This window comes from Stenotrophomonas sp. (assembly GCF_036662295.1).
GTDB lineage: Bacteria > Pseudomonadota > Gammaproteobacteria > Xanthomonadales > Xanthomonadaceae > Stenotrophomonas.
In genome coordinates this window covers 20,791-30,288 of sequence record NZ_JAVWXA010000043.1, presented here as the reverse complement: position 1 = coordinate 30,288, position 9,498 = coordinate 20,791, and the positions used below count along the sequence as shown (strand labels likewise).

Genomic DNA, 9,498 nt, shown 5'->3' with positions numbered 1-9,498 from the left:
ATCGGCCCGTGGCTGCGCGAGCATGGTCCGCGCTTTGCGGTGGTGATGATGGTGCGCCATCACGTGGCCAGCGAATGCCTGCCCCTGCTGCGCCGGTATGCGCCACAGGCGCGCACGGTGTTCGACACGGTGGACCTGCACTACCTGCGCGAACGCCGCGGCGCCGAACTGGCCGGCAATGCCGGCCTGCTGCGCGATGCCGAGCGCACCCGCACCCGCGAACTGGCGGTGATGGCCGCCACCGACGTCACCGTGCTGGTCAGCGCGGCCGAGCGCGAGCAGCTGCGCACCGACGCGCCCGATGTCACCGTCGAACTGATCTCCAACCTGCATGAAGTGGCCGCCGGTGGCGAAGACTGGGCCCAGCGCCACGACCTGGTGTTCGTCGGCGGCTTCCGCCATCCGCCCAACGTGGATGCCATGCAGTGGTTCATCGGCGAGGTGTTCTCGCGCATCCGTGCGCAGTTGCCCCAGGTCCGTTTCCACTGCATCGGCGCGGACGTGCCCGATGCGCTGCGCGCGCTGGCCGCCACCCAGCCCGGGGTGGAGATCCACGGGTTCGTGCCGGTGGTGACGCCCTACATGGACCAGGTCCGGATCGCGGTGGCGCCGTTGCGTTTCGGCGCCGGGGTCAAGGGCAAGATCAACCTGAGCATGGCGCACGGACAACCGGTGGTGGCCACCACCTGCGCGGTGGAAGGCATGCACCTGCGCGATGGCCAGGACGTGCTGGTGGCCGACGACGCCGATGCCTTCGCCGCCGCCGTCGTGCGCCTGTACCAGGACCCGGTGCTGTGGCAGCAGTTGTCCAGCGCCGGGCGGCGCAACGTGGCCGATCACTTCTCGCTGGATGCCGCGCGCGACACCGTGCAGCGCGTATTCCTGCGCTGAGCGCTCAGCCGGGCCCGCCGGCATCGCGCAGGCGCTGCTCGAAGGCGCCCAGCTCGGCCAGGTCCGGCTGCCAGTGGCGGGCCTGCTCCAATGCCTGCTGGGCGAAGGCAAGGTCGCCGGCGCCCAGCCGTTCGCTGCCGATCGCCAGCCAGCGCTGGGCCAGCCGGCGGCGCGCGGCCGCCAGCGCCAGCTCGCCCGGTGCCAGCGTCTGCCAGGCGTCCAGGCAGGCCCCGGCGGCCTGCACGCGGTTCTCGCGCAGTCGATCCTCGAAGCATTGGCGGCTGGCCGGCAGCAGGCGCTGCGCGGCGGCGCGCACGCGCGGATCGTACGCGGCCAGCGCCTGGGCTTCGCGCAGCGCATCGTAGGCACTGCGCCCGGGCGGTGACAGGAACTGCCCGCGGGCCTCGGCCTCCACGATGCGCGCCAGCAGCCCGCGCAGGCGCCGCTCGCGCTGGGCACGGGGTGCGCCGGGGGCGGTGAGCGCCTGCTCGGCCTGGCGCGATTGCGCCAGGGTCTGCCGCGTGGCCGCCAGCGCGCGCTCGGATGCGCCCAGGCCCTGGGCCGTGGCCAGCGCCTGTTCGGCCTGTGCGAAGCGGAAATCGCCCGCCAGCCGGGCGGCGTTGGCCAGCTGCGCCTCGATCACCTGCTGCAGCCCCTGGCGGGCGGCCGCATCGTCGGGCGCCGCGGCCAGCACGGCCTGATAATCGGTGGCGGCGCGGTCCCAGCGTTGCCGCCGCACCGCCTGCGTTGCCTGCTGCAGGCGCTTTTCCAGCGCGTTGTTGAGCGCTTCCTGGGTGGCGGGCAGATCGACATGGCCGGGGTCGTAGCGGCGGGCGCTGTCCAGGCGCGCGGCCGCAGTGGCCAGCTCGCCGCGCTCGCACGCGCTGCGCGCCTGCTGCAGCAGATCGGACAAGGCGTCCTCGCGGCCCTCCAGCGCACGCAATTGGTTCGGCGCCACCGCCAGCACCTGCTGGAACAGCGGCAGGGCACTATCCGGGCCATCGTCCAGCCGCTGCGCCTGCAGGGCCGCTTCGGCGCGGCCCAGCAGCACCGCAACGCCGGCATGTGCGTTGCCGCGCCCGCGCAACTGCTGGGCCACCTGCTCGGCCTCGCGTTGCGGCACCTGCAGCTCGCGCGCCAGTGCCAGCCCGCGCCGGGCGGCCTCCAGGTCACCGGCCGCGAGCGCATCGCGCGCCTGCTGCAAGGCCGCCTGCGCGGTGCGCGCCAGCCCGCTGCGCGCTTCGCTGCGGTCGCCGTCCATGGCCAGGGCGGCCTGGTAGGCCTCGCGCGCGCCCGTGCCATCGGCCGCGCTCAGCCGCCCGGCCGCCAGCGCGCGGTCGCCCTGGTCCAGCAACTGTTCGATCTGCGGTTCGTTCCAGAACCAGTTGGCCAGCGGCGCGCGCAGCAGCACCAGCGCCAGGAACACCAGCAGCGCCGCCGGCAGCGCCCAGCGCCACACGTGCCGCGCATGCCGGGCCTGCAACCACCACCAGCGCCCTTCACGGCGCACCCGGCGCAGCGCGGCGTGCGCGGCATCCTCGTGGTCTGGGCGGCGACTCATTCCGTGAGCCTAGCGTGGGGCACGTGAGGTCAGCCTAGACGTCGTGCTTCACTGACCCCGGGCAGGGCATCGAGCTTGCCCAGCAGCGTGGAAAGCTGGCCGTAGTCGCTCACCTTCAGGCGCAGGCGCAGGTGCGCGCGGCCACTGTTGCGCACGTTGTCGCTGTGGATATCCAGCACATAGGCTTCTTCCTGCGCGATCAGGTTGGTGATGTCCTTCAGCAGCCAGCGCCGGTCGACCGCGTCCACCACCACGTCCACTTCGTAGCCGCCGCCGGCCTGGCCCCACTCCACCGGCAGGATGCGCTGCGGGCTGGTCGCCGACAGCCGCGCCAGCGCGGCGCAGTCGGTGCGATGCACGGTGACGCCGCGGGTGCGGGTGAGGTAGCCCACGATCGGCTCGCCGGCCACCGGTTGGCAGCAGCGCGCCAGCTGCACCAGCAGGTTGCCCACGCCCTGCACGGTGAAGGTGGACGTGCCCAGGCTGCCACGCCGCGCGGTCGGGCGCGGCAGGGCCGGGGCGACCGGCTGGCTGGCGGCGCGTTCGGCTTCCAGCAACGCGCGGCTGACCTGGTTGGGCCCGGTATCGCCCAGCGCCACCTGGATATAAAGGTCGTCCACGCTCTCGGCATGGAACTTCCTGGCGGCCACGGCCAGATCGGCGTGCTGCAGGCCCAGCCGCTTCAGCTCGCGGTCGAGCAGGTCGCGCCCGGCCTGCACGTTGCGCGCGCGGTCCAGCTTGTGGAACCAGCCGCGCACCTTTTCCCGCGAACGGTTGCTGGCCAGGAAACCGCTGGAGGCCAGCAGCCAGTCGCGGCGCGGGTCGGCCTCCTTGCCGGTGAGGATCTCCACGCGGTCGCCGCTGCGCAGGCGGTAGGTCAGCGGCACGATGCGGCCGTTGACCTTCGCGCCACGGCAGCGATGGCCGACCATGGTGTGCACGTGGTACGCAAAATCCAGCGGCGTGGCGCCCTGCGGCAGGTCCATCACCTCGTCCTTGGGGCTGAGCGCGTAGACCCGGTCTTCGGTCAGCTCGGCCTCCAGCGCCCCGGCCAGCTCGCCGCCGTGGCCGTCCTGGGAATGCTCCAGCAGCTGCCGCATCCAGGTGATCTTGCGGTCGAAGGCCTTCTCGGCGCCCTTGCTGCCTTCCTTGTAGCGCCAGTGCGCGGCCACGCCGAGTTCGGCCTGGGCGTGCATGTCGTGGGTGCGGATCTGCACTTCGATGGTGCGCCCCTCCGGCCCGATCACCGCCGTATGCAGCGAGCGGTAATCGTTGGCCTTGGGCCGGGCGATGTAATCGTCGAACTCGCTCGGCACCGGCGCCCACAGCGAATGCACCACGCCCAGCGCGGCGTAGCAGGCGGCCACGTCCTGCACCATCACCCGCACCGCGCGGATGTCATACAGCTGCTCGAAGGCCAGCTTCTTCTTCTGCATCTTCCGCCAGATGCTGTAGATGTGCTTCGGACGGCCACTGACCTCCGCGCCGATGCCCTGCGCCAGCAGCTCGCGCGAGAGCACCTTCTTGACCGTTTCCACGTAGCGCTCGCGCGCCAGCCGGGTCTCGTCCACCTCGCGCGCGATGCGCCGGTAGGTGTCCGGTTCGAGGTGGCGGAATGCCAGGTCTTCCAGCTCCCACTTCAACTGCCAGATGCCCAGCCGGTTGGCCAGCGGGGCGTGGATGTCGCGGGTGAGCTGGGCCAGCGCGCGACGCTCGTCCTCCGGCAGGCGGTCAGCGCCGCGCATCCGCGCCAGCTGCCGGGCCAGCAGGACCGGCACCACGCGCAGGTCCTGGATGATGGACAGCAGCAACCGGCGCAGGCCCTCGCTGTTGCGCCCGGCATCGCGCCCGGCGTGCAGCGCCCAGACCTGGTCGGCCGCGTCCTGCCCGTCCAGCAGGCCGGCCACAGCCGGCTTCAACGCGCCCAGCGGCAGCGTCTCCAGGCCGGTACGCAGCCACGGCAGGTCGAACAACAAGGCGGCCAGCAGCGCGCTTTCATCGGCCGAAAGCAAGGCCAGCGCGTCCAGGGTGTCGGCCAGCACCGACCAGCTGGCGTGCATCTGCGGGTCGGCCTCGGGCAACTGCCAGCGCTGCAGCAGCGCCTCGCGCAGGGGCGGTGGCAGCGACGCCGCCGAGGGTCGGTTCAACAAGGCATCCAGGCCGGGGACAGAAGCGCGGTTCACAGCATCATGCAGGCAACCCCGAGGCATCGCCCCTAGCGCCGCGCCCGGTGGCGCACAATCAACCCCGTCGGCCCCCCGGGCATCCCGACCCCCCATCGGCGTGCGCACGCCCACCGCCGCGCCCCGCAACGCCGTCGCTGGCCCTACACTGCGGCAAACCCTCGGAGACCTGCCATGCGCTTTTCCCGTCTACGCTTGTTGGCCAGTGCGGCCGTCCTGCTTTGCCTGGCCACGCCGGCGCTGGCCCAACGCGTGGTCGAGGGCGACCTGCAGCAGCAGATGTCGCCGGCCGAGTTCAAGGCCGCCGGCCTGGACAAGCTCAGCCCGGCCGAACTGACCGCGCTCAACGGCTGGCTGCAGGGCAAGGTGGCGGCCGCCAGCGCCGACGCGCGCGAACAGGTGCTGGAGCAGGCGCGCGAGGAAGGCCGGCAGGAAGTGATCGTGAAGAACCGCGGCTTCTTCGACTTCGGCACCAAGGAGCCGATCACCAGCACCCTGCCCGGCGAGTTCCGCGGCTTCGGCAAGGGGCGCAAGTACGTGCTGGCCAATGCCCAGGAATGGGAACAGACCGATGACACCACGCTGTCGGGCGTGCGCAAGACCGATGCGAGCGTGTCGATCGCCCCCGGCGTCGCTGGCGTCTGGTACCTGCGCGTGGAAGGGGTGAACACCCGCGCCAAGGTGCGCCGGACCAAGTAAGCCAGCATCGACCGCCCCCTGCCGGTGGCCGGGGGCGGGCCGGGCTCAGGCCTGGCGCAGGGCGGTCACCCGCTGGGCCAGCTTCTTGGCCGAGATGCCGGTCCTGGCCCCCAGTTCCTGCGCGAACAACGACACGCGCAGTTCCTCCAGGTCCCAGCGCAATGCCTGCCACTGGGGCCGCTGGCGCAAGCCACGGCGGTCGGCCTCGGCCAATGCCTCGATGAACGGCCGCAGTTCCAGCATGCGCGCCTGGTCGCGCGGGGGATCGCGCTTGGCCCGTTCGCTGCGCAGGATCATCGCCCGCAGGTAGCGCGGGTACTGCGCCAGTGCATCGGCCGGGGTTTCGCGCAGGAAGCCGGGGTGGACCAGCGCGGCCAACTGCTGTTCCAGGTCGTCCAGGTTGCCGCGCGCCCAGCCCATCAGCGGCGATTCCAGCAACGGCTTCAGCTCGGCCACGTGGGCCAGGATGTTCTCGGCCAGCTTCAACCGCGCCATCGCCTCGGCAAACAAGCCCTTGCCGGCCGCGTCGCGGCGCTGGGCGAAGGCAGCCGGGTCGCGGATCGCGTCCAGGCCCTCGGCCAGCACGGCGTTCATCGCCGCATCGACCAGGTCCCCGCGCAGCCGTTCCTGCGATTCGATCGCCGCATACAACAGGCCGGTCTTGGGCGGCACCGGCAACTGCTTGCGCGCCTGCTTGGCCTTGTCGGCCAGGGCGATGTCCAGCAGCCGGCGCACGCCGCGCGGATGCTGCTCGGCCGCTTCGTTGCGGTCGGCGAAGATCCGCAGCGCGGCGCTGTCGCCCTCGTCCACCAGCGCCGGATACGCCGGCACGCCGGCTTCGCCGGGCACCTGCAGCGGGATCGGCGCGGCCGGGAAATCACGCAGCCCCTCGGCCGCCAGCGCACGCCCGGCCCGCGCGGCGAAGGCCTCGCCGGCCTGGCCGCCGAAGCGGGCACGCAGCGCGTCCAGGTCACGCGAACTGGCCAGCGACTTGCCGTCGGCATCGAACAGGCGCAGGTTCATGCGCAGGTGCGCCTCCAGCGCCGCATCGTCGAAGTCGGTGGCCGCCACCTGGGCGCCGGTGGCACGCGACAGAAAGCGCGCCAGCTCGCCGCGGAGGTCGTCGGCACTGGGATCGGGGAACGCCTCGGCGAACGCCCGGCCGAAATCCGGTGCCGGCACGTAGTTGCGCCGCATCGCCTTGGGCAGGCTGCGGATCAATGCCGATGCCTTGTCGGCCACGAACCCCGGCGCCAGCCAGGACAGGCGAGCGGCATCGAGCGCGTTGAGCAGGTGCAGCGGCACATCCAGGCTGACCCCGTCCTCCTCGCTGCCCGGCTCGAAGCGGTAGTGCAGCGCCAGCCGCGCATCGCCCAGCGGCAGGTAGCGGGGATAGCGCTCGGCATCGCTGCCCTCGCCGGGCAGCAGGTCGGCCAGGCTCCAGGCCAGCGCGCGGCGCTTGTCCGGCGGCAACGCCTTCCACCAGGTATCGAGCCCGGTGGCCGAATGGATCTCCGCCGGCACCCGGTCCAGGTACCAGCGCGCCTGCCAGGCTTCATCGGCGACGATGCCGGCACGGCGCAGCTTGGCCTCTTCCTCTCGGGCCTGATCGAGCACCTTGAGGTTGTCGGCGATGACGCTGGCGCGGGTGTTGATCTCTCCGGTCACCAGGCCCTGGCGCACGAACAGGTCGTGTGCCTCGCCCGGCGCGATGCGGCCGTAATGCACCGGCTTCTTCGGCGCCAGCACCAGCCCGAACAGGCTGATCTGCTCGGAGGCCAGCACCTGGCCCTGCGCGCGCGACCAGTGCGGATCGAAGTGCTTGCGCAGCAGCAGGTGCGGCAGTTCGGCGATCACCCAGTCCGGCTCGATGGCCGCATTGGTCAGGCCCCAGATCTTCTGGGTGTCCAGCAGCGTGGCGGTCAGCAGCCACGGCGGTGGCCGCTTGGCCAGCACCGAGCCGGGGAACGGCAGGAAGCGGCGTTGGCGCGGGGCGAGGAAATCGCCCTTGTCGCTGCGATGGCCCACCTGGGTGGGCAGGCCGGCGATCAGCGCCCGATGCAGGGTCTGGTAGGCGGCCGCGCGCACCTTGTCGGTGAACCCGCCGCCGCCTTCGCGCGCCTCGACCGCCGGCGCGGCGACCACTTCGGCGACCGCCTCAGCCTTGCCCTCACGGGCCAGGCGCGCGGCGCGGTGCTGCTGGCCGCGGGTGGCCTTGACCTTGGCCGCGTCGTCGCGGGCCGGTGCGGGCGCGGACGCGCCGGCCAGCAACGGCGCCAACGCGGTGGCCACCGGCTCTTCGGCCCAACCCAGCTCCTCGCACAGCACGCGCAGCTGGCGATGCAGCTCGCGCCACTCGCGCATGCGCAGGAAGCCCAGGAAGTGCCGCTCGCACCACCCGCGCAGCTTGGACTGGGTCAGGTCTTCGTGGGCCTGGCGATAGCCGTCCCACAGCCGCAGCACGCCGACGAATTCCGAGCGCCCATCGGCAAACAGCGCGTGCGCGGCATCGGCCGCGCCACGCGCCTCGGGCGGGCGTTCGCGCGGGTCCTGGATGCCCAGGAACGAGGCGATCACCAGCATCGGGCGCAGGCAGCCCTGGGCCTGCGCGGCCACCAGCATCCGCGCCAGCTTGACGTCCACCGGCAAGCGCGCCATCTGCCGGCCCACCGGGGTAAGGCGGCGCTCGGCATCCACCGCGCCCAGCTCGCCCAGCTGCTGCCAGCCATCGGCGATGGCGCGCTCGTCGGGCGCCTCCAGGAACGGGAAATCCTCGATCCGGCCCAGGCCCAGCTGCAGCATGCGCAGGATCACCCCGGACAGGCTGGCGCGGCGGATTTCCGGGTCGGTGAACTCGGCCCGCGAGCGGAAATCGGCTTCCGAATACAGGCGGTAGCAGATGCCTTCGGACACGCGCCCGCAGCGCCCCTTGCGCTGGTTGGCACTGGCCTGGGACACCGCCTCGATATGCAGGCGGTCCAGCTTCTGGCGCGGGCTGTAGCGCTTGATGCGGGCCAGGCCCGGATCGACCACATAGCGGATGCGCGGCACGGTGAGCGAGGTTTCGGCCACGTTGGTGGCCAGCACGATGCGCCGCCGGCTGCCCGGGTTGAACACCTCGTCCTGGTCCTTGACCGACAGCCGCGCATACAGCGGCAGCACTTCGGTCTCCCGGTACTTGCGCCGTTCCAGCGCCTGGTGCGCGTCGCGGATTTCGCGCTCGCCGGGGAAGAACATCAGGATGTCCCCGCGCGGGTCGATGCGGGTGATCTCGTCCACCGCGGCCACGATGGCCTCGTTGATCGTGCGCTCGCCGTCGCGGCCGCCGTCCTCCTCGGCCCCGCCCTCGCCTTCCAGCGGGCGATAGCGCACCTCGACCGGGAACGTCCGGCCTTCCACGCTGATCACCGGGGCATCGTTGAAATGCTCGGCAAAGCGCGAGGTGTCGATGGTGGCCGAGGTGACGATCAGCTTCAGGTCGGGGCGCTTGTGCAGCAGCTGCTTGAGGTAGCCGAGCAGGAAATCGATGTTGAGGCTGCGCTCGTGCGCTTCGTCGACGATGATCGTGTCGTACTGGGACAACCAGCGATCGCTGCTGATCTCGGCCAGCAGGATGCCGTCGGTCATGAACTTGATGCGGGTGTCATCGCCGACGCGGTCGGTGAAGCGCACCTGGTAACCCACCGTGGTGCCCAGTTCCGAGCCCAGCTCCTGCGCCACGCGGGTGGCCACGGCACGGGCGGCGATGCGGCGCGGCTGGGTGCAGCCGATCATCCCGGCCACGCCGCGGCCGGCGGCCAGGCACAGCTTGGGCAGCTGGGTGGTCTTGCCCGAGCCGGTCTCGCCGGCGATGACCACCACCTGGTGCGCGCGGATCAGCGCGGTGATGCGCTCGGCTTCACGCGCAATGGGCAGGCTGTCATCCAGACTGATCGCCGGCAGGTGCCGGGCGCGTTGTTCGCGCCGCTGCACCGAGGCCTGCAGGGCCTGCTCGAACGCCGCCGCCACGCCCGCATCGGCGGGTTTGGCCTGGTGGCGCGACAGCAGGCCGAGCAGGCGACCGCGATCGCGGCTCATGGCCCCGTCGATCGCGGCGCGCTGCTGGCGCAGGCGTGGAGAATTTGTTTTGTCGATAGTGCTCATCAATCGAATCGTTTAGAACTT

At 71.8% G+C, this 9,498-nt stretch carries 5 protein-coding genes; 2 read left to right on the top strand and 3 right to left on the bottom strand.

Going from position 1 to position 9,498, the window contains the following annotated elements; all coding sequences use genetic code 11:
* On the top strand, nucleotides 1–891 hold an 891-nt coding region (locus RSA25_RS10485; protein ID WP_332808832.1), incomplete at its 5' end, for a glycosyltransferase.
* 4 nt (nucleotides 892–895) lie between these two features.
* On the opposite strand, the gene RSA25_RS10480 is transcribed toward RSA25_RS10485, so the two are convergent.
* On the bottom strand, nucleotides 896–2,452 hold the full coding sequence (locus tag RSA25_RS10480; protein ID WP_332808831.1) for a hypothetical protein: 1,557 nt from the start codon (nucleotides 2,450–2,452) through the stop codon (nucleotides 896–898).
* A gap of 29 nt (nucleotides 2,453–2,481) precedes the next feature.
* Nucleotides 2,482–4,635, bottom strand: coding sequence for a bifunctional (p)ppGpp synthetase/guanosine-3',5'-bis(diphosphate) 3'-pyrophosphohydrolase (locus RSA25_RS10475; protein WP_332808830.1), 2,154 nt, complete (start codon nucleotides 4,633–4,635; stop codon nucleotides 2,482–2,484).
* Between the two features lie 174 nt (nucleotides 4,636–4,809).
* On the opposite strand from RSA25_RS10475, the gene RSA25_RS10470 reads away from it, so the two are divergent.
* Nucleotides 4,810–5,334 carry a hypothetical protein gene (locus tag RSA25_RS10470; RefSeq protein WP_332808829.1) on the top strand — a complete coding sequence of 175 codons (525 nt, stop codon included), beginning with the start codon at nucleotides 4,810–4,812 and terminating at the stop codon, nucleotides 5,332–5,334.
* A 45-nt stretch (nucleotides 5,335–5,379) separates the two neighbouring features.
* Here the strand turns inward: RSA25_RS10470 and hrpA are convergent, their stop codons facing one another.
* Nucleotides 5,380–9,477: an ATP-dependent RNA helicase HrpA gene (gene hrpA, locus RSA25_RS10465; protein ID WP_332808828.1), complete on the bottom strand. Its 4,098-nt coding sequence runs from the start codon at nucleotides 9,475–9,477 to the stop codon at nucleotides 5,380–5,382.
* Between the last annotated feature and the right edge of the window lie 21 nt (nucleotides 9,478–9,498).